Consider the following 25,545-nt stretch of genomic DNA (forward strand, 5'->3'; position numbering starts at 1 on the left):
TGGGTAGTGCGACAGGCGCTGGCCCAGGCCGACCCGCTCGAGCAGGGCGCGGGCGCGCTGGCGGGCGTCGCCATGGCCTTCGAGCTCCAGCGGCAGCATGACGTTCTCCAGCGCGTTGAGGCTGTCGAGCAACTGGAAGGACTGGAAGACGAAGCCGACATGCTCGGCGCGCAGCCGTGCGCGCTGGTCTTCGTCGAGTTCGCCGAGGTCCTTGCCGGCCAGCAGCACGGTGCCGCCGCTGGGCAGGTCGAGCCCGGCGAGCAGGCCGAGCAGGGTGGATTTGCCCGAGCCGGAGCTGCCGACTATGGCCAGGCTGTCGCCTTTGGCCAGGTTCAGGTCGAGGTCGTGGAGGATGGTCAGCTCGCCTTCCGCGCTCTCGACCACTTTGCTAAGGTTCCGCGCAGCGAGAATGCTCGAAGTCATGGAGATTCCAATGCGTGCATGGTGGCTGAGTGGTGCCTTGGCCCTGCTGTTCTGGGCCCAGGGGGCGGTTGCAGGCACCCTGCTTGTGGTCGGCGATAGTATCAGCGCGGCTTTTGGCCTGGATAGCCGCCAGGGCTGGGTCGCGCTGCTGGAACAACGCCTGCAGGAGGAGGGTTTCGACCACAGGGTGGTCAACGCTTCGATCAGCGGCGATACCAGCGCAGGCGGCGCCGCACGGCTGTCTGCGCTGCTTGCCGAGCACCAGCCCACGCTTGTGATCATCGAGCTGGGCGGCAACGATGGCCTGCGTGGCCAGCCGCCTGCGCAATTGCAACAGAATCTTGCATCGATGATCGAACAGTCCCAGGTCGCCGGGGCACGCGTGCTGCTGCTCGGCATGCGCTTGCCGCCCAACTACGGTGCCCGCTACACCCAGGCCTTCGCCCAGGTGTTCGCCGACCTGGCGCAGGACAAGCAGGTGCCGCTGGTGCCGTTCTTCCTCGAAGGCGTTGGCGGCGTGCCGGCGATGATGCAGGCCGACGGCATCCACCCCACCGCGGCGGCGCAGTCGCTGCTGCTCGATAACGTCTGGCCGGCGCTGAAACCGCTGCTCTGAGACTTTTCCGCCCCAAGCCTTTCGGCTAATGTGGCCTGCCCGCCATGGAGCCCCAGATGCCGCGTCTCGCCTGGTCCCTGTATGCCTATCAACTGATCGAGCCGGACGAGCAGCTGGATCTGTTCGCCTGCCGCGAGGTGCGCCTGCACCTGGTCGCCCGCCAGCTGCGCCTGGGCGGCCATGCCGACCGTACCCTGTGCGGCGGTTTGCTGCCGGCGCAGCCGCGCTGGCGGGCACTGGACAAACCCTTGTTGCGCGACCGGCGCCTGTGTCCGGCCTGCCTGGCCACGTTCGAGGCCCAGCGCCAGGGGCTGTACTCGAACTGGGCGGATGGCTGACGGCTGCCCTGGGCTCGAACGGCGGTGTACAATCGCTGCACTTCATAGTCAACCCATCAAGGATTCCCGGATGTTGTCGCGATTCTCTGCGGTCAACCGTTGCCTGACCCTCATGGCGCTGTGCACCAGCGCCGCGGTGCAGGCGCTCGAACTTCCCCTGCCACCGCCCGGCGAAGACGTGGTCGGTCAGGTGCAGGTGATCAAGGCCAAGTACGAGGATACCTTCGCCGACCTGGGAACCACCCACGACCTGGGCTACCTGGAGATGGTCGCGGCCAACCCCGGGGTCGACCCCTGGCTGCCGGGCGAGGGCACCGAGATCGTCCTGCCGACGCGCTACGTCCTGCCGCCGGGCCCGCGTGAAGGCATAGTGATCAACCTGGCCGAGTACCGCCTGTACTACTACCCGAAAGGCCAGAACGTGGTGCATACCTTCCCCCTCGGCATTGGCCGCGAGGGCTGGGGCTCGCCGCTGGGCACCGGACGCATCACCGCGAAGACGCCGAACCCGGCCTGGTATCCGCCCAAGTCGATCCGCGAGGAGCATGCCGCCGAAGGCGATATTCTGCCCACCGTGGTGCCGCCGGGGCCGGACAACCCGCTGGGGCCGTACAAGATGGGGCTGTCGTTCCCGGGCTACCTGATCCACGGCTCGAACAAGAAGTTCGGTATCGGCATGCGCGTCAGCCATGGCTGCTTCCGCATGCTCAACCACAACGTGCTGGAGCTGGCGGACATGGCGCCGGTGGGGACGCCGGTGCGCATCCTCAACGAGCCTTACAAGTTCGGTGTGAGTGGCGGCAAGGTCTATCTGGAGGCCCATGCGCCGCTGGACGACGAAGGCGCGCCCTCGGTCGTCGACAAGCACACGGCGGTGATCAATACCCTGCTCAAGCGCGAGGAACTCAGCGGCCTGCGCCTGGACTGGGAGATGGTCCGCGAGGTGGTGGCTTCGGAAGACGGCCTGCCGGTGCCGATCGCCGCCCAGGGCGACAACGTGGTGGCGAGCAGCGCTAACCCGTTTTAACGCGATCTGTGCCGAAGAGCCCGCCCGCACTTGTGCCGGCGGGCTTTTTATTGCTGGTAGTGTGCGTGCAGCGGCCAATAAAAAAGCCGACCCAGTTGCCTGGGTCGGCTTTCTAAAAGCCGGTCGCCTATTACTTGCGGCTGGCTTTTTCCAGCATGCGCAGAGCGCGCTCGTTGGCTTCGTCAGCGGTCTGCTGAGCCTTCTGAGCGGCAGCCAGAGCTTCATCGGCCTTGCGGTAGGCTTCGTCGGCACGGGCTTGAGCGCGGGCAGCTGCGTCTTCGGTAGCAGTCAGACGAGCTTCGGTTTCTTTGGACATGCTGCTGCAACCGGTAGCCAGAACTGCGGCCAGAGCCAGAGCAGAGAATTTCAGAACGTTGTTCATCGTGTTCCCCTTGAGGTGGAGTTTTCCATAAAAGCAATTCCCCAACTGCGGGAAATTAGCCGGCCTACATACTACCTATTACTTTTAGTAAGTAAACGGAGGGCGAGCAAGAGTTGCGTGTTTTTTTACTGGCTGAGTCGTTTTCAGGTCAGTGGCTATGCTCTTTGGATAAAAAATAGCCAACTCCGATGCTGTTAGGACGTGCTCGCGGCCAAGCTGTTATAACTGTCGCGCAAGGACTACAACAATAAGGGCGGGGACGAAGATGTTGGGTAACTTGGGTTTGTTGCTGGGCTTGGCGTTGCTTATCTACATGGCGCTGCGTGGGGTGAACATTTTCATTGCGGCGCTGGTCTGCGCCATGCTGGTGGCCTTGAGCAACGGCGTGGCCGTGCCCAAGGCTTTGCTCGAGCACTTTCCGTTCGGCCCGCTGGGCGCATTCACCTTCGCCGGCAAGTTCTTCGTGCTGTTTCTCTGCGGCGCCATCTTCGGTAAGGTCATGGCCGCCAGCCAGGCCGCCGGCAGCATCGCCCAGGCGATCACTCGCGGCCTCGGCACCCAGCGCACCCTGTGGGTGGCCATGCTGGTCTGCGCGGTGCTGACCTACGGTGGCGTGGTGGTGTTCGTGGTGATCTTCACCATGTACCCGCTGGGCATCACCCTGATGCGCGAGGCCAACCTGCCCAAGCGCCTGTTCTGCGCGGCGACGGCCCTGGGCGCGGGCACCTTCACCATGACTGCCTTGCCGGGGTCGCCGTCGATCCATAACGTGATCGCCGCCAGTGCCCTGGGTACCGATCTGTTCGCCGGGGCCTGGATCGGCGTGTTCGCCAGCCTGCTGATGATCGGCCTGGGCATGGCCTATCTGCAGCGCGAATGGCGCCTGGCGCGCGAGCGGGGCGAGGGTTTCGAGGCCAACGCCCAGGATGCGCGCATGGAGCAACTGGCCGGCACACCGGGAACCGGGCCGCACTGGGGCATGGCGCTGGTGCCGATCGTCGTGGTGCTGGGCATCATCCTGCTGCCGCGTCTGCTCGCCTTGTCCGGCGCGGTCGCACCCGGCGAGGGCGCCCTGGGCGGGCTGCTGGCGTTCAGTCAGGCGCAACCGATTCTCTGGCCGAGCCTGGCGCTGGTGCTGGCCACCGGAGTGGCGGTGCTGATGTTCCCAACCTTGCGTCGCAACACCCTGGGTGTGCTGGGGCAGGGCGCCGACGACGCGATCATGCCGCTGCTCAATACCGCGGCGGTGATCGGCTTCGGCGGCGTGGTGACGCAGACCGCGGGTTTCGCCCAGTTCGCGCAATGGATACTGGCGGTGGACCTGCCGCCGCTGCTCTCGGTATTCGCCTCGGTCAGCGTGGTGTCCGGCATCGTCGGCTCCTCCTCCGGCGGCCTACAGATCTTCATGCAGACCCTGGCGCCGCGTTATCTGGAAATGGGCGTGGAGCCTGAGGTGCTGCACCGCATCGCCAATATCGCCGCCGGTGGCCTGGATTCGCTGCCGCACTGTGGGGCGGTGATCGCCATGCTGATGATCATGGGCCTGACCCACAAACAGGCCTACAAGGATATCTTCGTCATCACCGTGCTGATCCCGGTGCTGGCCGTGCTGCTGTGCATCGCGGTCTTGAGCCTGTGATTGCGCATGACTGGGCGGTCTTTGGCCTGATAAGCTGTCGGCTCGCGCCGCCGAGACGAGGCGCGGGGATTTGCGCTTTCGGTAAAGCGTAGGTATGAAATACGGATGTGCCGCGACAGGCTCGCGGCTAGAGGAGTGAAGATGAGCGAGGGGTTGTCCATTCACCACGATCAGGCGGGTCACCAGTTCGTGACGTCCGTTGACGGTGATCGTGCCTACCTGGCCTATATGGACCTCGGTAAGCAGACCCTGGACATCTATCGCACCTTCGTCCCCAACGCCCTGCGCGGTCGCGGCATCGCCGCGGCGCTCACCGAGCACGCCCTGCGCTACGCCGAGGGCAAGGGCTACACGGTGATTCCGTCCTGTTCCTACGTCGAGCGTTATATGGAGCGTCGGTCGCGCCACCAGGCCGGCTGAGGCCGAACGCGGATACGAAAACGCCGGGCATCGCCCGGCGTTTTCGTTTGCGCTGCTGCCGAATCAGCCGCGTTGACGCTTGGGCAGCACGTCCTTGAGCTTGGCGTGCATGCTGCGCAGGCTCTTCTCGGTGGTGTCCCAGTCGATGCAGGCATCGGTGATGGACACGCCGTACTTGAGGTCGCAGAGATCCTTGGGGATCGACTGGTTGCCCCAGCCCAGGTGGCTCTCGACCATCAGGCCGACGATGGAGTTGTTGCCTTCGAGAATCTGATTGGCGACGTTTTCCATCACCAGCGGTTGCAGCGCCGGGTCCTTGTTGGAATTGGCGTGGCTGCAGTCGACCATGATGTTCGGGCGGATGCCGGCTTTGGTCAGTTCCTGCTCACAAATGGCAACGCTGACCGAGTCGTAATTGGGCTTGCCGTTGCCGCCGCGCAGCACCACATGGCCGTAGGCGTTGCCCTTGGTGGTGACGATGGATACGCCGCCTTCCTGGTTGATGCCGAGGAAGCGGTGCGGGCTGGACACCGACTGCAGGGCGTTGATCGCCACGGTCAGGCCGCCGTCGGTGCCGTTCTTGAAGCCGACCGCAGACGACAGGCCCGACGCCATTTCGCGGTGGGTCTGGGATTCGGTGGTGCGCGCGCCGATGGCCGACCAGCTGATCAGGTCCTGCAGGTACTGCGGGGAAATCGGGTCGAGCGCCTCGGTGGCGGTGGGCAGGCCCATCTCGGCCAGGTCGCGCAGCAGCTGGCGACCGATGTGCAGGCCATCCTGAATCTTGAACGAGTCGTCCAGGTAGGGATCGTTGATCAGGCCTTTCCAGCCGACCGTGGTGCGCGGCTTCTCGAAGTACACGCGCATGACCAGGAACAGGCTGTCGGACAGTTCGGCGGCCAGCACCTTGAGGCGCTCGGCGTATTCGTGGGCGGCCTTGATGTCGTGAATCGAGCAGGGGCCGACCACCACGAACAGGCGATGATCCTTGCCGTCGAGGATGTCGCGCACCACCTGGCGACCGTGGGCCACGGTCTTCAGCGCGGCATCGGTCAGGGGAATCTCGCGTTTCAGCTGATCGGGGGTGATCAGGGTTTCGTTGGAGGCGACGTTGAGGTCGTCGATCGGTAAATCAGCCATCGTGCTATTCATCGGGTCAGGTCGTCAGGTCACGGGTGCCGGCCGCCAGCGATCCCCTGTGGCGGTGCACAGCTAGTTGGCGCAGGGGGAGGCCGAACCTTAGCGCGTAAGGGGCTTCGCGACAATGGGCGGTAGGTTCAATGAGGCCTATAGAGGGGGCGCATCAGGCCAGATAGGGAAATTGCGCGGCGTGCTTGGCGATCCATTCGCGGGCGCAGTGTTCGATGGCCATGGGCTGGCCCGTCTCCTGCTCCAGTTGCTGGCGGTAATGCTGGATCTGGCACACCTGCTCGACCATGCGCGCACGGAACAGGGTGTCCTCGTCGAGGAAGGCGATGCCCACCAGATAGTCTTCAGCCTGGCGGCGACACCAGGCGACCACACCGGGGTAGCGCGCCTGCTCGCCGAACAGGGGAATGCGCAGTTCCACCGAGGTGCCGCGGCGAAAGCCGCGCGTCGAGTTGCACGCCACCCCGCCGAGGCTGATATTGTTCAGCCGTTGCCGCGGAATGCAGGCCTGTCTGCGCAATACCAGTTCCACCGGCATGTCGCTTGGATGACGCAGAAACTTACGCATGAGCACCGACCTCGAATGCAGGCAAACTGATATCAGTGATTTCAGTATAGCGACGCAATTGGAACTGACCGATCTGGATGCGGACCGCCGCCTGCTCGATCTGCCCGGCACCTCGCTACTACTCTTCACAAGCACGGGCTGTGCCAGTTGCCGCTGGGTGCGCCGGGTGCTGCCGGCCATGCCCTTGCCGGTGGCGCGCCTGTGCTGGGTCGACGCCGGGCACAACGCCGGTCTGGTGACGCGCTACGAGGTGTTTCACCTGCCGGCGCTGTTTCTGATCCGCGACGGTCAGTTCTTTGGCGCGCTGCAGGCGCGCCTGACCCCCACCGATCTTGTTGCCGCCATGGGCGAAGCGCTGCGTCGCCCGGCTGAGGAGCTTCCCTGATGTCTCAATCCCCCGCGCCGCGCATCGGCATCGTCGGCACCGGTGCCATCGGCGGCTTTTATGGCCTGCTGCTGGCGCGCGCCGGCTACGACGTGCATTTCCTCCTGCGCAGCGAATATGCCGCGGTGGCCGAGCGCGGCCTGCAGCTCAACAGCGCGGTGCATGGCGCCCTGCAGCTGGCACCGGTGCAGGCCTATCGCAATGCCGGCGACATGCCGCCCTGCGACTGGCTGCTGGTCGGTGCCAAGACCACCGCCAACGCCGAGCTGGCGCCGCTGATCGCCCAGGCGGCGGCGCCCGGCGCCAAGGTGGTGCTGCTGCAGAACGGTCTGGCGGTGGAGGACGAGCTGCGTCCGCTGCTGGCGGACGACCTGCATTTGCTCGGCGGGCTCTGCTACATCTGCGTGCACCGCAGCGGTCCCGGGGCGATCGAGCACCAGGCGCTGGGGGCGATCAACCTGGCCTATCACTCCGGGCCGGCGGCGGAGGGCGAGGCGCGCCTGGCGCTGGCCGAGGAGGGGGCGGGCATGTTCCGCGGCGCCGGGCTGGATTCCGCGGCCATGCCCAACCTGGCCCAGACACGCTGGCAGAAGCTGGTGTGGAACGTGCCCTACAACGGCCTGTCGGTGCTGCTCGATGGCGACACCCGCCAGCTGATGGGCAACCCCGACAGCCGCGCGCTGATTCGCGACCTGATGCTGGAAGTGGTGCAGGCCGCTCAGGCACTCGGCCACGGCATGCCGGACAACTACGCCGACAAGCTGCTGGCGGCCACCGAACGGATGCCCGATTATCTGCCGAGCATGTACCACGATTTCGCCCAGGGGCGGCCAGCCGAACTGCATGCCATCTACGAGGCGCCGCTGGCGGCCGCGGCGGCGGTCGGTTGCGACATGCCTAGGGTCCGCGCGCTGTATCAGGCGCTCAGCTTCATTCAGGCACGTCGGGAGGCCTAGGCCATGGGCAAGGGATTGGGCGACAAGCTGGTGCTGGCGATTTCCTCGCGGGCCTTGTTCGACTTGAGCGAGAGCCACCAGATCTACGAGAGCGATGGGGTGGAAGCCTACCGCCGCTACCAGATCGAACACGAGGACGAGGTGCTGATGCCGGGCGATGCCTTTCCCCTGGTGGAAAAGCTGCTGGGGCTCAACCAGCGCCTCAGCGAGCAGCGTGTGGAGGTGATCCTGGTCTCGCGCAACAGCGCCGACACTGGCCTGCGCGCCTTCAACTCGATCCAGCATTACGGCCTGGGCATCTCCCGCGCGGCTTTCGTCGGCGGCCGCAGTCCCGATCCCTACCTGGCGGCCTTCGGCTGCCACCTGTTTCTGTCGACCCACGCCGATGACGTGCGCAATGCATTGAAAGCCGGCTTTGGCGCGGCAACCCTGCTTTCCGGCGGTACCCGGCGGGCGAACAGCAACGAGCTGCGTATCGCCTTCGACGGCGATGCGGTGCTGTTTTCCGACGATTCCGAACGGGTTTACCAGAGTGGCGGTTTGCACGCCTTCCAGAGCCACGAGCGCGAGGCGGCGCGGCAGGCGCTGCCGGGCGGGCCGTTCAAGCCGTTTCTGGCGGCGCTGCACAGCCTGCAGCAGGAGTTCCCCGAGGCGGATTGTCCGATCCGCACCGCGCTGGTCACCGCGCGCTCGGCGCCGGCCCACGAACGGGTGATCCGCACCCTGCGCGAGTGGAACATCCGCCTCGACGAATCCTTCTTCCTCGGCGGCCTGGACAAGTCGGCGGTGCTCGAAGCCTTCGCCGCCGACGTGTTCTTCGACGACCAGACCGGCCATTGCGAGAAGGCCCGTCAGGTGGTGGCGACCGGGCATGTGCCGCATGGGGTGAGCAACGAGCTGCAACCCTGAGCGGCTCGTCGCTATATAGCCATTCGTCCTAAATAGCGCCTCCGATCTTGCTTTGCCTGATGCGCTGCTAAGCTCAATCAAGGGCCTGGGCCAGCAGTCAAGGAGGCCGCGTGATCCGCTCGATACTCTACGCCACCGATCTCGGCCTCTATGCCTCCTATGTGTTGCAGCATGCCCTGGCGTTGACCCGCAGTTTCAACGCCGATCTCTACGTGGTGCACGCGGTGGAGCCCATGGGCCTGTTCGCCGAATCCGTGCTGCAAACCTACCTGGACGAAGACACCCTCGGCGAGTTGCGCCGCAACGGCCTGAGCACGGTGATGGCGAGCATCGAGCAGCGTGTGCTGGAGGGGTTTCGCGACGAGCTGGGCGAGGGCCAGCAGGACTTGCAGCTGATCCGCGCGGTGCGCGTGCTGCAGGGCGACCCGCCGGCGGTGATTCTCGCGGAGGCGCAGAAACTCGGGGTGGATCTGCTGGTCGTAGGCAGTCACAGCCACGGCGCCGATCTGGCCGTGCCGCTGGGGCGCACGGCGGCGCGGGTGGTGCAGCTGTCGGAGGCGCCGGTGTACCTGGTGCCGATGCTGCAACATCGCGGACATGGCGAACTCTAGGAGGCGAATCCGAATAAATGGTCTAGATTGTTGGTTTAAACCAATAATATGGTTATAAAAGGCGTCGGCGGCCACGGGCCGGCCTACCAGCTTTGAGGGAAACATATGAAGCTTCAGCAACTGCGCTACATCTGGGAAGTCGCGCACCACGACCTCAACGTATCGGCGACCGCACAGAGCCTGTACACCTCGCAGCCGGGGATCAGCAAGCAGATCCGCCTGCTCGAGGACGAGCTGGGCGTGGAGGTTTTCGCACGCAGCGGCAAGCACCTGACGCGCGTCACCCCGGCCGGCGAACGCATCATCACCACCGCCGGCGAGATTCTGCGCAAGGTGGAGAGCATCAAGCAGATCGCTCAGGAGTTCTCTAACGAGAAGAAGGGCACCCTGTCCATCGCCACCACCCACACCCAGGCGCGCTACGCCTTGCCGCCGGTGATCAGCGCCTTCATCAAGCAGTACCCGGACGTCGCCCTGCACATGCACCAGGGCACGCCGATGCAGATCGCCGAAATGGCCGCCGATGGCACGGTGGATTTCGCCATCGCCACCGAAGGCCTGGAGCTGTTCAACGACCTGATCATGATGCCCTGCTACCGCTGGAACCGCTGCGTGGTGGTGCCGCAGGGGCACCCGCTGACCAAGCTGCCGAAGCTCACCCTGGAGGCGCTGGCCGAGCATTCCATCGTCACCTACGTGTTCGGCTTCACCGGCCGTTCCAAGCTGGACGAAGCCTTCAGCCATCGCGGCCTGACGCCCAAGGTGGTGTTCACCGCCGCCGACGCCGACGTGATCAAGACCTATGTGCGTCTGGGCCTGGGCGTCGGCATCGTGGCCCGGATGGCGGTGGACGCCAAGCTCGACCCCGACCTGGTGGTGCTCGATGCCAGCGACCTGTTCGAGGCCAGCGTGACCAAGATCGGCTTCCGTCGCGGCACCTTCCTGCGCGGCTTCATGTGCGATTTCATCGAGAAGTTCGCCCCGCACCTGACCCGCGAGGTGCTGGCCAAGGCGGTGCAGTGCCATAACAAGTCGGAGCTCGAAGAGCTGTTCCACGGCGTCGAGTTGCCGACCTACTGAAGGCCGGCGTCGCCCATGAAAAAGCCCGCGTCGCGCGGGCTTTTTTCTGCTCAGTGTTTGGCGATCAGGTTGCCGGCGTGCAGGCCGCATTCCTTCTGCGTGGCTTCCTCCCACCACCAGCGGCCCTCGCGCTCGTGCTGGTTGGGCAGTACCGGGCGGGTGCAGGGCTCGCAGCCGATGCTGATGAAACCGCGCTCGTGCAGCGGGTTGTAGGGGATCTCCAGCATGCGGATATAGGCCCAGACTTCTTCGCTGCTCATCTGCGCCAGCGGGTTGAACTTGTACAGGCTGTGCTGCGCGGTGGAGAAGGCCTGGTCCAGTTCCAGCACGGCGACCTGGCTGCGCGTGCCGGGGCTCTGGTCGCGGCGCTGGCCGGTGGCCCAGGCCTTGACCGTGGCCAGCTTGCGCTTGAGCGGGGCGATCTTGCGCACGCCGCAGCATTCCTCGTGACCGTCCTTGTAGAAGCTGAACAGGCCCTTGGCCTTGACCAGCGCTTCGAGCGCGGCGGCGTCGGGGCTGAGCACCTCGATGGCGATGCCGTAGTGTTCGCGCACCTGCTCGATGAAGCGGTAGGTTTCCGGGTGCAGGCGACCGGTGTCGAGGCTGAACACCTTGACGTTCTTGTTCAGCTTCCAGGCCATGTCCACCAGCACCACGTCCTCGGCGCCGCTGAAGGACAGCCAGAGCTCGTCGCCAAAGTGCTCGAAGGCGAGCTTGAGGATGTCCTGGGGGGATTTGCTGGCGTAGGTCGCGGCCAGTTCGGCGACGTCGAAGGGGTGGCTCATCAGGCGGGCTTCCTTATTGATCGGGGTGGCGCTGGGCGCTCTGGCGGCGATGGTAGCAAAAGCCGGTTATGCGTCTAAATAACCAATACCCCTTGTTACTGCATTACTTGGCTATAAGGGCTGCGTTGCGCGGCTTCTGGCGAGCCGTTAGAGTGCCGCCTTCTTTCAAGCTCAATCGAGGAGTGGCCTGTGGAAATCGCGTGTCTCGACCTGGAAGGCGTGCTGGTCCCGGAGATCTGGATCGCCTTCGCGGAAAAAACCGGCATCGAGTCGCTCAAGGCGACCACCCGGGACATTCCCGACTACGACGTGCTGATGCAGCAGCGCCTGCGCATCCTCGACGAGCACGGCCTGAAGCTGCGCGACATCCAGGAAGTGATCGCCACCCTCAAGCCGCTGGACGGCGCGGTGGAGTTCGTCGACTGGCTGCGCGAGCGCTTCCAGGTGGTGATCCTCTCCGACACCTTCTACGAATTCTCCCAGCCGCTGATGCGTCAGCTGGGCTTCCCCACGCTGCTGTGCCACAAGCTGATCACCGACGACACCGATCGGGTGGTGAGTTACCAGCTGCGTCAGAAGGACCCCAAGCGCCAGTCGGTGATCGCGCTGAAGAGCCTGTACTACCGGGTGATCGCCGCCGGCGATTCGTACAACGACACTACCATGCTCAGCGAGGCCCACGCCGGCATCCTGTTCCATGCCCCGGACAACGTGATCCGCGAGTTCCCGCAGTTCCCGGCCGTGCACAGCTATGCAGACCTCAAGCGCGAGTTCCTCAAGGCGTCCAATCGCCAGCTGAGCCTGTAAGGTTCGGCGCAATGCTACAAGGCCCGCAGTTGCGGGCCTTGTGCTTTCTGCCTCATAGGCTTTCCAGGGTCTGCAGCAGCACCTTCACCTTGGTGATGGACTCCTGGTACTCGGCCTGCCAGTCGGAGTCGGCGACTATGCCGCCGCCGCCCCAGCAACTGACCTGGCCGTCCTTGACCAGCAGGCTGCGGATGGCGATGGAGCTGTCCAGTTCGCCGCGCACGTCCAGGTAGAGCAGCGAGCCGCAGTACAGGCCGCGGCGGGTCGGCTCCAGCTCGTCGATGATCTGCATGGCGCGGATCTTCGGCGCGCCGGTGATGGAGCCGCCGGGGAAGCTGCCGGCGAGCAGGTCCAGGGCGTCCTTGCCCGGCGCCAGCTCGCCGGTCACCGCGCTGACCAGGTGGTGCACGTTGGGGTAGCTCTCCAGGGCGAACAGCTCCGGCACCCGCACCGAGCCGATGCGGCAGCTGCGCCCCAGATCGTTGCGCAGCAGGTCGACGATCATCAGGTTCTCCGCGCGGTCCTTGCCGCTGGCCAGCAGCGCCTGCGCCTGCGCCTGGTCGTCCGCCGCATCCGCGCCGCGCGGGCGGGTGCCCTTGATCGGTCGGGTTTCCACCTGGCCGGCGCTGACCTTGAGAAAGCGCTCCGGCGACAGGCTGAGGATGGCGCTGCCGTCGGCCAGGCGCTGGAAGCCGGCGAAGGGCGTCGGGCAGGCCCGGCGCAGGGCCTGGTAGGCGGCCCAGGGATCGCCTTCGCATGGTGCCTGGAAGCGCTGGGCGAAGTTCACCTGGTAGCAGTCGCCGGCCAGGATATAGCCCTGGATGCGCTCGATGGCACGGCGGTAGGCGGCCTGGTCGAGATCGGCGCGAAACGGCTGCAGCAGGCGGAAATGCGCATCCGCCTCGACTGTCGGCGTGGCGAACAGCTGGCACAGCCGGGTGCGTTCGGCCGGCGCCAGGGCCGGGTGGAACAGCAGCTGGCTGGTGCCGAGCAGGTGGTCGCTGATCAGCGCCCAGCCGTACAGGCCGAAGCATGCATCGCCCAAGGCCAGGTCGTCGCGGCTGTGCGCGGGCAGGCGTTCCAGGCGCCGGCCGAAGTCGTAGGCGAGGTAGCCGATCAGTCCGCCGACGAACGGCAGCGCGCTGCCGGCCGGCACCTCGGCCGGGCCGAGGCTCTGCAACGCGGCACGCAGGCGGGCGAGGAAGTCGTTGGCCGATTCGTCGGCAGCTGGCGCCAGCTCTGCCAATGGCCAGGCGCTCATAAGGTCATAGCGTCCACGCTCGGCGCCCGGCCGGCCGGCATCCAGCAACACGGCGCCGGGAGCCTGACGGATACGCTGGAAATACTCGGCGGGATCGGCCCGGTAGGGCAGAGAGTGCAGGGAGCAGCTAGGCATGCGTGGCAGTCGAGAGGGCTGAAGGGGCGATTGTAGTCTGCCGCTAACATTCATCCTAGAGCTTGCGCCCGGGTTTACTCGGGAGCCGCCGGCTGATTAGTATGAGGCCGTGCCGGAACGTTGAACCGCCGTACCAGAACAATAATTAACGAAGGGATCCAGGCCATGGATGAAGTTATAGATCCAGCCGCTGGAAGCCTGCTGCGCTCGAAACTCTCGCCGCCCCAGGCCTCCACCGACCATCTGGCAAGGCCCCAGGTTGAAGCCGCGCTTTCAGCCCATCCGCATGCTCGCCTCGTGCTCTTTTCCGCTCCTGCCGGCTTCGGCAAGACCACCGCCCTGGCGATGTTCGCCGCCGAGCGCCGCAGCGCCGGTGCCGGCATCGCCTGGTTGTCCCTCGGCCCTGGCGACGACGAGCCGGTGCGCTTCTTCCAGCAACTGCTCGAGGCCCTCGGCCGCGCGCTGCCCGGGTTGGGCGACGACGCCCTGGGCTACCTGCGCAACACCATGCGCGTGCCGGTCGAGGCCGTCATGGAAAGCCTGCTGGTCGATCTGGCGCAGCGCCAGGATCCGCTGCTGCTGGTGCTCGACGATCTGCACCTGATCCAGGACGCGGAGCTGCTCGGCTCGCTCAATCGCCTGGTCAAGCTGGCGCCGCCGAACTTCACCCTGGCCATCGGCAGCCGCTCGCAACCGCCGCTGAACCTGGCCACGCTGCGCGCCAAGGGGCTGCTGCTGGAAATCGGCAGCGAGGAGCTGCGCCTCAACCCGCAGGAGGCGCGCAGCTACCTCGAACGCAGCGGCCTGCAGCTCGATGCCGAGGCGTTCCGCGCGCTGTACAGCCACACCGAGGGCTGGATGGTCGGCGTGCACCTGGCCAGCCTGTGGCTGCGTCATCAGCCCCAGCCCGGCGCGCGCATGGCCGAGCTGGGCGCGGAGCAGCACGCGGTGGGCGACTACCTGCTGCGCTCGGTGTTCGAGCAACTGCCGCTCGAGCGCCAGGAGCAGTTGTTGGCCCTCGGCGTGGCGCAGCAGCTCAGCGGCGATCTGGCCAACGCGCTGACCGGCCGGCAGGACGGCCAGCGCCTGCTGGAGGAGCTGGAAGCCATGCAGCTGTTCCTCCTGCCGCTGGATCGCGAGCGACAGTGGTACCGCTTCCACAACCTGTTCGCCGAATTCCTGCGCAACCGCCTCAAGGAGCGCGACCCCGAACGCCTCAAGCAGCTGCATTTCAATGCCAGCCTGTGGTTCACCAATCACCACATGCAGAACCTGGCCATCGAGCACGCCTGCCTGGCCGAGGACGCCGAGATGCTCGCCGCGCTGCTCGACGGCTGCGGCCTGGAGCTGATCAATCGCGGCCAGCTCAACCTGATCTACAAGTGGCGCCAGCACGTGCCGGACGAGATCGCCGGGCGTTTTCCCGTGCTGGTGCTCGCCGACGTCTGGACCCGCGCCGCCGAACTCGGCCTGAGCGAAGCCAACCGCATGCTCGACGAGTTGCTCGAGCGCTGGGGCGAGTCGCGCAGCAGCGGGCCGCTCAGCGACAAGCTGCTGGCCACCCTGGCGATCAAGGCGGTGATCGCCCTGCAGAAGGACGACCTGGACACCTGCGTGAGCCTGGCGCGGCGCATCGAGGCGCAACTCGGCCAGCACACCGCCTTTCTCGAGGTGGCGATCCTCACGGTCGGTGCCCTGGCCCAGGTCATGCTCGGCCAGGCCGAGCCGGCGCGCCGCCTGCTGGCCCTGGCGCAGCAGCGCAACCATTTTCTCGAAGGCCGCTACCTGGACATGCAGCTGGCCAACGTGGAAATCCTGCTTTGCCTGGAGCAGGGACGGATCAAGCAGGCGCAGCTGCTGTTCGAGCAGCTGCGTGCGCGGGTGATGCCCTGGTTCGGCGAGAAGTCCCGCGCCCTGGCCCTGCCGACCATCACCGAGGCGCTGATCGCCTACCGCCAGGGGCGGCTTGCCGGGCTGCAGGAGCGTCTGCGCTGGGCTCTGGCCACGGTCGACGTGATCAACCCCATCGATCTCTACGCCCAGGCCATGCTCTGCCTGGCGCGGGTGCAGCGCATGCAGGACGCACCCAAGGAGGCGGCCGCGACCCTGGTGCTGATGCAGAACCTGGCGGCGCGCAACCATTCCTGGCGCTTCTACGTGCAGGCGGTGGGCGAGGAGATCGCCCTGATCCTGCAGGAGCCGGCGGCCGACCGCAGCAAGCGCGCCGAGCAGCGCCTGAAGGCGGTGGACTGGCACAAGCTTGCGGCGCACTACAAGCAGCGCAGCTTCAACCCGGTGCTCTGGGTGCTGGGCCTGACCCGCATTCGCCTGCAACAGGCGCGCGGCCATTACAGCGAGGCGCTGCACGAGATCACCCAGCTGCGCAGCCAGCTGCAGAGCGGCTGGCACGGCCTGCAGCGCCTGCGCCTGGACCTGCTGGCGGCGCTCAGCTACCAGCGCCTGGGCTATCAGGAACGGGCGCAGAGCCTGCTGGTGCAGTGCTTGATCGGTGCCGAGCGGGAAGAGGCGCGCAGCCTGTTCGTCGAGGAAGGCGAGGCCATTCGCCTGCTGTTGCAGCAGCTGGAAGCTGCCGAGCGCCAGCCGGCGCTGCAGGGTTTCATCCGCAGCCTGCTGGCGATCTGGCCGGGGCAGGAGTCGCGCCAGGCCCTGGACGTGCTGGAGGAGGGACTGACCGAGCGCGAGCGCGAAGTGGTCTGCCTGGCCGCCAAGGGCCTGTCCAACGACGAGATCGGCCAGCAGCTGTCGCTGGCCCTGGGTACCGTCAAATGGCACCTGCACAACATCTACGAAAAGCTCAAGGTGCGTAATCGCACCCAAGCCATCCGTCGCGCCCGCGAGCTGAGCCTACTCGAATCATGACCAGTCAAAACCAGCCCCGCCTGCAGGCGTTTCCCCTGCTGCGCACCAAGCTCTATCCCGCCCATGGCGAAGGCGCACCGCTGCTGGAGCGCTCGGCGCTGCTCGAGCGTCTGCTGGCGGCGCGCGAACAACGCCTGTTGCTCCTCAGCGCGCCGGCCGGCTTCGGCAAGAGCACGGTGCTCAGCCAGTTGCGACGGCGCCTGCAGGCGCAGGGCGCGCGCGTCGCCTGGCTGTCGTGCGACGAGGCCGACAGCGAGCCGCCGCGTTTTCTGCAGTACCTGATCGCCTCCATCGAACTGGCCTGCCCGGGGTTCGGCAGCAGCGCCTCGGCGCTGCTGCAGGGCGACATCAGCTGGCCGCTGGAGGCGGTGATCGACGCCTTCATCGACGACCTCAAGGGCCTGCCGCACGCGCTCTACCTGATGCTCGACGACTTCCACCGCATCCGCCATCCGTCCCTCGGCCAGGGGGCGCGCTACCTGGTCGAGCGCCTGCCCAGGCACGTGCACCTGGTGGTCAGCACGCGCTACCAGCCGCGTTTTCTCGACGAGCCGCCGTCGCTCGGCGCCTGGGCCTTCTGGCTCAAGGCCGAGGACCTGCGCCTGAGCCGCGCCGAGACCGCCGCCTACTTCCGCGAAATCAAGCAGCTGGCGCTGGAGGAGGGCGAGCTCAACCAGCTCTATGCGCGTACCGAGGGCTGGATCACCGCGCTGCACCTGGCCGCGCTGGCCTTGCCGCGCCAGCAGGATCGCGCCGCCTTTCTCGCCGGGCTGTCCGGCGCCGAACGCGATATCGCCGACTACCTGGCCGAGGACGTGGTGGCCAGCCTGCCCGAGGCGCTGCAGCTGTTTCTCGACCAGACCTCGGTGCTCGACGAATTCAACGCCGAGCTGTGCAACGCCCTGACCGGCCGCCGCGACGGCCGCGACATGTTGCGTCGGCTGCAGGGCGAGCAGCTGTTCGTGATCCCGCTGGACGAGCAGGGCGAGTGGTTCCGCTATCACCACCTGTTCGCCGAATTCCTCCAGGGCCGCCTGGCCAAGCGCGGCGATCCGGCCCACCTGCTGCACGCCGCGGCACGCTGGTGCGAGGGCCGCGACCTGGCCGACAAGTCGATCAAGTACGCCCTGCGCGCCCGCGACTACGCTTTCGCCGCCGAACTGCTGGAGCGCCAGGGCGCGCGGCTGATCGCCGGCAACCGGGTGTACGGCATCCTCGCCATCCTCAAGGACGTGCCGCCGGTGGTGATCGGCGAGCAGCCGGTGTTCCAGATCTTCTATGCCTGGCAGCTGGCCTTCGAGCAGAAGTTCGCCGAATCCGAGGCGCTGATCGAAGAGGTCAGCACGCGCCTGACCCAGGGGCGCGGCAAGGGCATGCACTTCGGCCTGATCGAGCTGCTGGCGGCGGCGCAGGTGCTCAAGGCGCTGGTGCTGCTGTACCAGGACAAGCTGGAAGCCTGCCTCAAGGTGGCCGGGCACTGGCTGGCGCTGGTGCCGCAGAACCAGCCGGTGTTCCGCGCCAGCCTGGCCTGCGTGCAGGCCGCGGCGTTCGCCCTGCTCGGCGAATTCGGCGAAGCGGCCAAGGCCATCGCCGTGGCGCGGGAGAACCTGCGCCAGTGCGAGAGCGAATACCTGCACGTGATGGCCAGCCTGATCGAGGCGCTGATCTGCAAGGAATACGGCGAGCTGGAGCGCGGTCGCGCCCTGGCGGAAACCGCGCGGGCGCGGGTCGAGCAGGTGTTCGGCCGGCGCAGTCGGGTCGGCGGGCCGCTGGGTCTGGCCTACGCCGACCTGCTCTACGAACAGGATCGGCATGGCGCCATTCTCGCCGAGCTGCCGCTGGCCACCACCTGGCGCGACGTGGCCACGCCGGTGGAGCTGATCAGCCGCGGCAAGCTGGTGATGGCGCGCGCGCGGTTCTTCGCCGGCGAGGCCGAGCAGGGGCTGGCCGAACTCGACGAGTGGCTGGCCGGCCTGCAGGGGCCGGGCTACGAGCGGGTATTCGCCTTGGGCATGGGCTGCAAGGTGCAGTTCCTGCTGTGGCTGCGCCGGCCCAACGAGGCGCAGCGCATCTACCTGCAGCTGGAGCGGCACCTGGCGGCGCTGCCCATCGAACGCTATGGCGATGCCCATACCGCCCTGGCCCTGAGCCAGGCGCGTCTGGCCCTGGCCGAGCGCCGGGTGGAAAAAGCCCAGGCCAGTCTGGAAGCCTGCCTGGTCAAGCAGGGCGCCGAGCACCAGCGCGACCGCCGGCTGCGTCTGGCCCTGTTACTTTCTGTGGCGTACTGGCGCAAAGGTAACAGCGAAAAAGCCTTCGCCTTGCTCCGCGCGACGCTGGAGGAGGCCTGGCAGTGCGGCTACCGCCGCCTGTTCCAGGACGATGCGCTGTGGCTGCTGCCGCTCTGGGACGCCTGGAGCAGCGCCGAACCCAAGCGCGCCGCGGCCTGGCAGGGGCTCGCCGAACTGCTCCGCGAGCAATGTCGGCGAATGGCCATAGATCCGGAAAGTTTCGAGGAAAATCAGGATGTTAGTCATCGCGAGCGGGAGATCCTGCGGCTGGTGGCGGCGGGCCTGTCGAACCGCGATATCGCCCAGGCGGTGCACCTGTCGGAGGCCACCATCAAGTGGCACCTGCACAACCTGTTTTCCAAGCTGGGGGTGCGCAGCCGCACCCAGGCGGTACTCAAGGGCAAGAGCCTGGGCCTGCTCAGCGAGGCCTGAGCTGTCCGGTGAGGAAAGTGAGCGGCCGTGCTCCATCCCTTGGATGGGCTGGCAGTCGGGGAGGGGGTTAGTAGCTTGTAGCCAGGTCGAGAAGCACGGTGCTTCGCGAATCCAAGCCTGGCGCGCTTAGGGAAGCAGCGGCAGGCCTGGTGATCGGTATGAGCCGATCCAGCTGCTCGCGACAGGGAGTCGCCGGCAGAGCCCCGGGGAACCCCCATTAGAACTGTGGAGATAACAACAATGATGACCCTGAAAAAACTCGCTCTTGCCGCCGCCATCATGGCCGTTCCGTTCATGGCTCAGGCCGACCTGAAGGCGCTGGACGACGCCGATCTGGCCGGTGTGACCGGTCAGGCCGGGATCAGCATCGCCGGTAACTTCGACGCCACCATCGGCTCCATCGTCTACACCGACACCGAAGCCGGCGTCACCGACGGCAGCAACAGCCTGACCCTGGAAACCGTCACCCTGTCCGGCTTCAACATCGACGAAAGCAACCCGCTGACCATCGACGTGGTCGACAGCAAGCTGGAAATCGGCCTGCCGGGCATCAACGGCGGTGTGTCGGTGGCCGCGGTGAAGATCGGTGCCAACAGCATCGGCGGTCTGGCCATCAACGGCCTGGACATGGCCGGCTCCACCGTCAAGGTCTGGGGTCATTGATCCTCGTTTGACCCGATCCACAGGAGCCCTGTCGCCAGGCGCGGCGGGGCTTCCTGCTTCGTTGTACGCAGTCGCGGATTGACCAATGATCGAGATTCTCGTGGGCAGCCTGATCGGTTTGTACGGTTTTACCGAGGCGGTCGACACCAAGCCGCAACCTGCCGGAGTCGTGAATATCAGCCAGCCGCTGGTGCCCAATGGCCCGCTGCGCGAGTCGGTGGTGCTGGAGCCGATGAGCCAGCTGCAGTTTCGCAACGTGATCCGCCAGGCCTACGACTACAGCTGCGGTTCCGCGGCGCTGACCACCCTGCTCGACTACTACCTGGGGCGCAATCTGGAAGAGCGCCAGGTGATGGAAGGGCTGCTGCATTTCGGCGAGGCGGAGAAGATCGTCGAGCGTCGCGGCTTCTCGCTGCTCGACATGAAGCGCTTCGTCACCGCGCTGGGCTACAAGAGCGGCGGCTTTCGCGCCGACTTCGCCGACCTCGAGCAGCTCGAGCACCCGGCCATCGTGCCGATCGAGTATGCCGGCTTCAAGCATTTCGTGGTGGTGCGCGACGTCTACAACGAGCACGTCTTCGTCGCCGACCCCGCCTTGGGCAACATCAGCTTCACCCGCGTGCGCTTCGAGCAGATCTGGGACCAGAACGTACTGTTCGTGATCTTTCCCAGCGGCAACGAGCCGGCCAATGCCATGGCCCTGACCGACCGCGATCTGCGCATCATCGACGACCGCACCATCAGTCTGCTGGCCTTCCGCGAGTTTCCGCAGATGGCCAAGTTCACCGCCAATCAGGCCGATCAGCTGGGATCGGGGGGCGACATTCAATACATTCGCCGCAAGTGATTCACCCGGCATAACAATAACGACCTGGGGATAGCGTCATGGGAGTTTGGGGGTACGCAGGGCTGGCCGCGCTGGCGCTGGCCATGGCGCAGCCGGCCTGCGCCGAAGAGGCGACGGTCGACGAGGCGCGCGAGGCGCTGACCAAGAAGGAAGACGACGCCGACAGCGCCAAGGCGCTGGAGGAGGTGTTCCAGGCCGCCGAGAAGAGCTACACCCTGCTCAAGAAGGGCGAACGCACCCTGACCTACGGCTTCGACTACTCGCTGCTGCGCGATACCCAGATCCAGACCGTGCGCACCGGCAGCAACGTGTTCAGCGTGATCGGCCAGAGCGAGGCGCAGCACACCTTCACCAACTCCTTCACCTTCGACTACGGGGTGTGGGACAACCTGACCTTCAGCATGCGCGTGCCGTTCCTGGCCAAGTACGACACCGAGCGCGACCTCAGCACCTACAGCCTCGGCGACGTCTCCGCCAGCCTGCGCTGGCAGCCCTGGTCCTCGGCGCGCGGGCGGCCGGTCACCACGCTGTTCGCCACTCTCGGCCTGCCCACCGGCGACAGCCCCTACGACGTCAGCCTGGACAACGGCCTGTCCAGCGGCAACGGCTATTACAGCCTGGGCGTCGGCGCCAACCTGTCCTACGTGATCGACCCGGTCGTGCTGTTCGGCTCGCTGGGTTACACCTACAACCTGCCGATCCGCGACGCCGACCAGGTGCGCGCCGGCCGCCTGCTGGAAGAGGTCGACCCGGGCTCGAGCCTGTCGCTGAGCATGGGCTTCGCCTACGCGCTGTCCTACGACGTGTCGCTGGCCACCTCGTTCCAGATGGCGCACAACCTGGCGCCGAAGTTCAAGTTCAGTGACGCCAGCTTCGAAGGCAGCGAGCAGACCAGCGCGGTGATGAACTTCTCCCTCGGCCTGCGCACCTCGCCGAACCATATCGTCAACGTCAACGCCGGCTTCGGCATGACCGAAGATTCGCCCGATGTCCTGCTCGGCGTCTCCATGCCCCTGGACATCAAGGGCCTCAAGGCCGAATAAGCAGCGAGCGAAGCCGATATGACCCATCTTGCGACGCTGCAGGCCGTGCTGCTGGTCGGCCTGAGCGCGGGCTGCGCCCTGCAGGCCCAGGCCCAGCTGGCCAATAACCTGACCATCGGTAATCCCAAGGCCATGGCCATGGGCAACGCGGTGACCGCCGATTCCACCGGCATCGACGCCGTGCACTACAACCCGGCCGCGCTGAGCAAGCTCAAGGGCCGGCAGACCACGGTCAAGCTGCTCAGCGGGGTGATGGACATCCGCGCCGAATTCGAGGCCAAGGAAGACTACGGCTTCATGGGCTTCGACGACGACCCGTTCAAGAACTCCAGCAGCCGCACCCTGACGCCGACCATGTACCTGCCCGGCGTCGGCGGCATGACCGAGCTGCCGGTGCTGGTGGCACCGCTGGCGGGGCTGTCGATCAACCCGCCGGGCTCGAAGTTCACCTTCGCCACCAACGTCTACGCGCCGATGGCGCTGGGCTACTCGCGCGATTCGGACAGCGACCCGGGGCGCTTCCAGGGGCGCCAGGTATCGCTGCAGCGCATCACCTACTTCTCCCCCTCGCTGGCCTATCAGGTCAACGATGAACTCTCCGTGGGGCTGTCCGTGGGCTTCTCGCACCAGGCCGTGGCGCTCAACCAGGATTTCCGCAACCCCGGCATGCTCACCGGCCTGACCCGCATCCTCAACGAGGCGCTGTGCCTGCCCGGTCTGGAGGAGATCCTCGGGCCCTTCATCAACGTCTGCAGCGGCAAGATCGGCCCCTTCGACTCGCTGGCCAACCTCGATCTGGACCTGCAGCAGAGCCTGTCGCCGACCTACAACCTGGGCATCCTCTGGGAGCCCACCGACTGGTTCGCCTGGGGCGCCACCTACCAGAGCGAGGCGCGGATGAACCTGCAGGGCAAGTACCGCATCGACTACACGGACGACTGGGCCGGGTTCTGGTCGGGGCTGCAGGGCTCGCTGTTCGGCCAGGTGCTCAGCCCGCTGTTTCCCTACGGAGCGGACGAGGAGAGCGGCAATGCCTCGCTCAAGCTGACCTACCCGGATGCCTTCAGCACCGGCATCAAGCTGCGCCCGCTGGACAAGTGGCAGTTCAACCTCGACCTGCGCTGGGTCGGTTACAGCGACTGGAACAACTTCGAGATCGAGTTCGACCGCGAACTGGACCTGCTGCGCATCGCCAAGACCTTCGGCGGCGGCAACGCCACCGATCGCAGCATCATCCTCGACCGCGGCTACCGCGACACCTGGAGCTGGGGCGTGGGCGTGCAGTACGAGGTCAACGACCGCCTGGCCCTGCGCGCCGGTTACGAATACCGCCCCTCGGCCATCCCCGAGGACAAGGCCGACGTGCTGGCGCCGGTGGGCGACGGCGATCTCTACGGCCTGGGCCTGGGCTACCGCTGGGACAAGGACAGCAGCATCGACATCGGTTTCAACTACTTCGTCTCCAAGCAGAACATCCCCGCCGGCAGCAGCTGCAACCTTAGCTGCGAGGGCCTGGACAACCTGGTCTACAACCCCTATGCCGGGCTCAATGTCGAAACCACGGTCAAGGCCTATATCTTCTCCATGACCTACACCTCGAGGTTCTGAGGCGATGCGCAGTCTGCTGTTCGTCCTGATGCTGCTGCCGCTGATGCATGCCGCTGCCAGCAGCCGCTACCTGACCTGGGTCGACGACCTCGGCCGGGTGCACAACACCTTCGTCGATACCCGCTTCGCCGAGCAGCAGCGCCTGGCCCAGCGCCGCGCGCAGCAGAGCGATCAGGCCCGCCTTGGCGACGGCGGCGCCTGGCCGGGCAGTGCGCCGATCACCGGCGAGAGCAAGCGCCGCTATTTCACCTGGGTCGACGGCAGCGGCCAGCTGCAGAACAGTTTCTATGCCGGCGAGCAGGTCGCCGGCGTGGCTCGCCGAGACCGCTTGCTGGCCAGCGGCGAGCGGGCAGGGGACTACATCGATTCGGCGGTGCTGGAGGGGCGCGACTTCCTCCGCGATGGCGACGACAGCCCCTATTACACCTGGGTCGACGAGCAGGGGCGGATGCACAACTCGCCGGTCGCCGCCGGCCAGCGAGGTGCCCGTGGCAGCGAACAAAGCACGTCGGTGCGCTATAGCGAGGGCCGGCAGATCGAGTTCGAGCGCGGCCAGCCGGCCCTGCCGCTGCTCGACGGCCAGCCGACCGCGGCCATGCAGGCGCTGCTGGCCGGCAGCCAGAGCCGAGGCGACGGCCTCTACGGCGAATTGCTGACACGCTGCTGCGGCCAGCTGCGCGACAGCGATTTCACCGCGCTGTCCGCCGACGAGCCGCGCTACGAGGAGCTCGACCGCTTCTCGCCCAGCTTCGAGTTCCCCATGGGCCGCAGCTACTACGCGGCGCTGAAGCTGCCGGCATCGCGCCAGACCTACGGCCTGCGCGTGCGCAGTTTCGCCAATCGCCAGGTGGTCTACCCCTCGTTGCTGTTTCTCGACGAGGCCAAGCGGCCGACGCGCCTGGTCAGCGACGCGGTGTACCAGCTGCACCCGGAAACCTGGTATCGCTACGCCTTTATCGAAGGCACGGTGCAGGTGCGCGCCGAGCGCGGCGAGCGCTACGTACTGCTGCTCACCACCGACGAGGATCGCAGCCTGCAGACCCTCGACAACAAGCCGTTCAAGCGTCCGCTGCAGGAGCTGGCGACCGATGCGGCGGGCATGCAGCGCCATGCCCATGCCGACGAGGGGGCCTTCGAACTGGCGATCGTGCGCTAGGTTGGGTTGAGGCGCGCAGCGCCGAAGCCCAACGGCAATCGCCGAGCCGAGCGCTATGCGTTTCCCGTTGGGCTTCGCTGCGCCTGGCGCCAACCTACAAATGAAAGGGCCCGGTCATTTGACCGGGCCCTTTCATCGTCTCGGCGCCGTCAGGCGTTCTGCTGGACGTGGCCGAACAGCTGCTGGGAGAAGCGCACGCGTTCCTCCGGGCTTTCCTGGATGCCTTTCTTCTTCAGCTCTTCCAGGCGCGCCTCGACGGCGTGGGCGCGGTGGGTCAGGCCGCAGTCGTTGGCGATCTGGATGTTCAGGCCGGGGCGGGCGTTGAGCTCGAGGATCAGCGGGCCCTTGTCCTGGTCCAGCACCATGTCCACGCCGATGTAGCCCAGGCCGCACAGCTCGTAGCAGCCGGCGGCCAGCTTCATGAAGCCGTCCCAGTTCGGCAGTTGCACGCCGTCCACCGCGTTGGTGGTGTCCGGGTGCTTGCTGATCTTGTTGTTCAGCCAGGTGCCGCGCAGGGTCACGCCGGTGGCCAGGTCGACGCCGACGCCGATGGCGCCCTGGTGCAGGTTGGCCTTGCCGTTGGACTGACGGGTCGGCAGGCGCAGCATGGCCATCACCGGATAACCCATGAGCACGATGATGCGGATGTCCGGCACGCCTTCGTAGCTGATGCTCTTGAAGATGGTGTCCGGGGTCACCCGGTACTCGATCAGCGCGCGGTCGCGGTGGCCGCCCAGCGAGTAGAGGCCGGAAAGGATGTTGGAGATCTGCTGCTCCAGCTCCTCGTGGCTGACGATCTTGCCGGACACCGTCTTGAAGCGCTCCTCGAAGCGGTCGGCGATCACCAGGATGCCGTCACCGCCGGCGCCTTGCGCCGGCTTGATGACGAAGTCGGTGCGCCCGGCGATGATCTCGTCGAGCTTGTCGATGCCTTTCTCGGTGTCGATGATGCCGTACAGCTCGGGCACGTCGATGCCGGCCTCGATCGCCCGCTCCTTGGTGATGATCTTGTCGTCGACTATGGGGTAGAGGTGCCGTTTGTTGTACTTCAGCACGTAGTCCGCATTGCGTCGGTTGATGCCCATGATGCCCTTGGCTTCAAGGGCCTTCCACGTCTTGATCAGGCCGAACATGGCG

Annotated in this window: 25 protein-coding genes; 18 read left to right on the forward strand and 7 right to left on the reverse strand. The window is 66.3% G+C overall.

Going from position 1 to position 25,545, the window contains the following annotated elements:
• The coding region (locus N878_RS22635) for an ABC transporter ATP-binding protein (protein ID WP_031303827.1) at positions 1 to 423 on the reverse strand (423 nt) is incomplete at its 3' end.
• A 10-nt stretch (positions 424 to 433) separates the two neighbouring features.
• Here N878_RS22635 and N878_RS22640 point away from each other — a divergent pair.
• The 3 genes from N878_RS22640 to N878_RS22650 all read left to right on the forward strand — a co-directional run bounded on the left by N878_RS22640 (position 434) and on the right by N878_RS22650 (position 2,404).
• Entirely contained in the window at positions 434 to 1,039 is a 606-nt protein-coding gene (locus N878_RS22640) for an arylesterase (protein ID WP_021445789.1), read from the forward strand.
• Between the two features lie 56 nt (positions 1,040 to 1,095).
• Positions 1,096 to 1,377 carry a hypothetical protein gene (locus N878_RS22645; RefSeq protein ID WP_021445790.1) on the forward strand — a complete coding sequence of 94 codons (282 nt, stop codon included), beginning with the start codon at positions 1,096 to 1,098 and terminating at the stop codon, positions 1,375 to 1,377.
• A gap of 70 nt (positions 1,378 to 1,447) precedes the next feature.
• On the forward strand, positions 1,448 to 2,404 hold the full coding sequence (locus N878_RS22650) for a L,D-transpeptidase family protein (protein ID WP_021445791.1): 957 nt from the start codon (positions 1,448 to 1,450) through the stop codon (positions 2,402 to 2,404).
• Positions 2,405 to 2,534: 130 nt separating this feature from the next.
• On the opposite strand, the gene oprI is transcribed toward N878_RS22650, so the two are convergent.
• Complete coding sequence (oprI, locus tag N878_RS22655) at positions 2,535 to 2,786, reverse strand: outer membrane lipoprotei OprI (RefSeq protein WP_003239826.1); 252 nt, start codon at positions 2,784 to 2,786, stop codon at positions 2,535 to 2,537.
• A 265-nt stretch (positions 2,787 to 3,051) separates the two neighbouring features.
• Here oprI and N878_RS22660 point away from each other — a divergent pair, with 265 nt between their 5' ends.
• Together N878_RS22660 and N878_RS22665 are read left to right on the forward strand one after the other, a co-directional pair.
• Positions 3,052 to 4,425: a GntP family permease gene (locus N878_RS22660; protein WP_031303829.1), complete on the forward strand. Its 1,374-nt coding sequence runs from the start codon at positions 3,052 to 3,054 to the stop codon at positions 4,423 to 4,425.
• 141 nt (positions 4,426 to 4,566) lie between these two features.
• The gene (locus N878_RS22665; RefSeq protein ID WP_021445793.1) at positions 4,567 to 4,845 is read left to right on the forward strand and encodes a GNAT family N-acetyltransferase; all 279 of its coding nucleotides are present in this window, start codon (positions 4,567 to 4,569) and stop codon (positions 4,843 to 4,845) included.
• Between the two features lie 63 nt (positions 4,846 to 4,908).
• Here the strand turns inward: N878_RS22665 and N878_RS22670 are convergent, their stop codons facing one another.
• Complete coding sequence (locus tag N878_RS22670) at positions 4,909 to 5,985, reverse strand: 3-deoxy-7-phosphoheptulonate synthase (RefSeq protein WP_021445794.1); 1,077 nt, start codon at positions 5,983 to 5,985, stop codon at positions 4,909 to 4,911.
• A gap of 163 nt (positions 5,986 to 6,148) precedes the next feature.
• Positions 6,149 to 6,562: a PilZ domain-containing protein gene (locus N878_RS22675; RefSeq protein WP_021445795.1), complete on the reverse strand. Its 414-nt coding sequence runs from the start codon at positions 6,560 to 6,562 to the stop codon at positions 6,149 to 6,151.
• Between N878_RS22675 and N878_RS22680 the strand changes: the two genes are divergently transcribed.
• From N878_RS22680 to cysB, 5 genes are all read left to right on the forward strand, one after another.
• On the forward strand, positions 6,561 to 6,947 hold the full coding sequence (locus tag N878_RS22680; protein WP_021445796.1) for a thioredoxin family protein: 387 nt from the start codon (positions 6,561 to 6,563) through the stop codon (positions 6,945 to 6,947). The two genes, N878_RS22675 and N878_RS22680, sit on opposite strands and share 2 nt — an antisense overlap.
• Positions 6,947 to 7,903 carry a putative 2-dehydropantoate 2-reductase gene (locus tag N878_RS22685; RefSeq protein ID WP_021445797.1) on the forward strand — a complete coding sequence of 319 codons (957 nt, stop codon included), beginning with the start codon at positions 6,947 to 6,949 and terminating at the stop codon, positions 7,901 to 7,903. The genes N878_RS22680 and N878_RS22685 overlap by 1 nt, the downstream gene beginning before the upstream one ends.
• A gap of 3 nt (positions 7,904 to 7,906) precedes the next feature.
• Positions 7,907 to 8,812 (forward strand): 5'-nucleotidase, encoded by a 906-nt coding sequence (locus tag N878_RS22690; protein WP_021445798.1) that lies wholly within the window; start codon positions 7,907 to 7,909, stop codon positions 8,810 to 8,812.
• A gap of 110 nt (positions 8,813 to 8,922) precedes the next feature.
• The gene (locus N878_RS22695; protein ID WP_021445799.1) at positions 8,923 to 9,423 is read left to right on the forward strand and encodes a universal stress protein; all 501 of its coding nucleotides are present in this window, start codon (positions 8,923 to 8,925) and stop codon (positions 9,421 to 9,423) included.
• Between the two features lie 105 nt (positions 9,424 to 9,528).
• Positions 9,529 to 10,503 (forward strand): HTH-type transcriptional regulator CysB, encoded by a 975-nt coding sequence (gene cysB / locus N878_RS22700; protein WP_021445800.1) that lies wholly within the window; start codon positions 9,529 to 9,531, stop codon positions 10,501 to 10,503.
• Positions 10,504 to 10,553: 50 nt separating this feature from the next.
• Here the strand turns inward: cysB and N878_RS22705 are convergent, their stop codons facing one another.
• A complete protein-coding gene (locus N878_RS22705; RefSeq protein ID WP_021445801.1) occupies positions 10,554 to 11,288 on the reverse strand; it encodes a phosphoadenylyl-sulfate reductase in 735 nt (244 codons plus the stop codon).
• A gap of 189 nt (positions 11,289 to 11,477) precedes the next feature.
• Between N878_RS22705 and thrH the strand changes: the two genes are divergently transcribed.
• Positions 11,478 to 12,095: a bifunctional phosphoserine phosphatase/homoserine phosphotransferase ThrH gene (gene thrH, locus N878_RS22710; protein ID WP_021445802.1), complete on the forward strand. Its 618-nt coding sequence runs from the start codon at positions 11,478 to 11,480 to the stop codon at positions 12,093 to 12,095.
• A gap of 52 nt (positions 12,096 to 12,147) precedes the next feature.
• Here the strand turns inward: thrH and pabB are convergent, their stop codons facing one another.
• Positions 12,148 to 13,491, reverse strand: a complete 1,344-nt coding sequence (gene pabB, locus N878_RS22715; RefSeq protein WP_031303830.1) for an aminodeoxychorismate synthase component I — start codon at positions 13,489 to 13,491, stop codon at positions 12,148 to 12,150.
• A 165-nt stretch (positions 13,492 to 13,656) separates the two neighbouring features.
• On the opposite strand from pabB, the gene N878_RS22720 reads away from it, so the two are divergent.
• The 7 genes from N878_RS22720 (at position 13,657) to N878_RS22750 (ending at position 24,408) form a co-directional block, all read left to right on the forward strand.
• Positions 13,657 to 16,371, forward strand: a complete 2,715-nt coding sequence (locus N878_RS22720; RefSeq protein ID WP_031303831.1) for a LuxR C-terminal-related transcriptional regulator — start codon at positions 13,657 to 13,659, stop codon at positions 16,369 to 16,371.
• Entirely contained in the window at positions 16,368 to 19,091 is a 2,724-nt protein-coding gene (locus N878_RS22725) for a LuxR C-terminal-related transcriptional regulator (protein WP_021445805.1), read from the forward strand. The genes N878_RS22720 and N878_RS22725 overlap by 4 nt, the downstream gene beginning before the upstream one ends.
• A gap of 240 nt (positions 19,092 to 19,331) precedes the next feature.
• Positions 19,332 to 19,754 (forward strand): DUF6160 family protein, encoded by a 423-nt coding sequence (locus N878_RS22730; protein WP_021445806.1) that lies wholly within the window; start codon positions 19,332 to 19,334, stop codon positions 19,752 to 19,754.
• Positions 19,755 to 19,839: 85 nt separating this feature from the next.
• Positions 19,840 to 20,601, forward strand: a complete 762-nt coding sequence (locus tag N878_RS22735) for a C39 family peptidase (protein WP_021445807.1) — start codon at positions 19,840 to 19,842, stop codon at positions 20,599 to 20,601.
• A 38-nt stretch (positions 20,602 to 20,639) separates the two neighbouring features.
• A complete protein-coding gene (locus N878_RS22740; protein ID WP_031303833.1) occupies positions 20,640 to 21,644 on the forward strand; it encodes a flagellar protein FilC in 1,005 nt (334 codons plus the stop codon).
• Positions 21,645 to 21,662: 18 nt separating this feature from the next.
• Positions 21,663 to 23,252: an outer membrane protein transport protein gene (locus N878_RS22745; RefSeq protein WP_021445809.1), complete on the forward strand. Its 1,590-nt coding sequence runs from the start codon at positions 21,663 to 21,665 to the stop codon at positions 23,250 to 23,252.
• Between the two features lie 4 nt (positions 23,253 to 23,256).
• On the forward strand, positions 23,257 to 24,408 hold the full coding sequence (locus N878_RS22750; protein WP_021445810.1) for a MalM family protein: 1,152 nt from the start codon (positions 23,257 to 23,259) through the stop codon (positions 24,406 to 24,408).
• 149 nt (positions 24,409 to 24,557) lie between these two features.
• On the opposite strand, the gene N878_RS22755 is transcribed toward N878_RS22750, so the two are convergent.
• The gene (locus tag N878_RS22755) at positions 24,558 to 25,541 is read right to left on the reverse strand and encodes an alpha-L-glutamate ligase-like protein (RefSeq protein WP_021445811.1); all 984 of its coding nucleotides are present in this window, start codon (positions 25,539 to 25,541) and stop codon (positions 24,558 to 24,560) included.
• Positions 25,542 to 25,545 lie beyond the last annotated feature (4 nt).

Source organism: Pseudomonas sp. EGD-AK9 (genome assembly GCF_000465935.2).
Lineage (GTDB): Bacteria > Pseudomonadota > Gammaproteobacteria > Pseudomonadales > Pseudomonadaceae > Aquipseudomonas.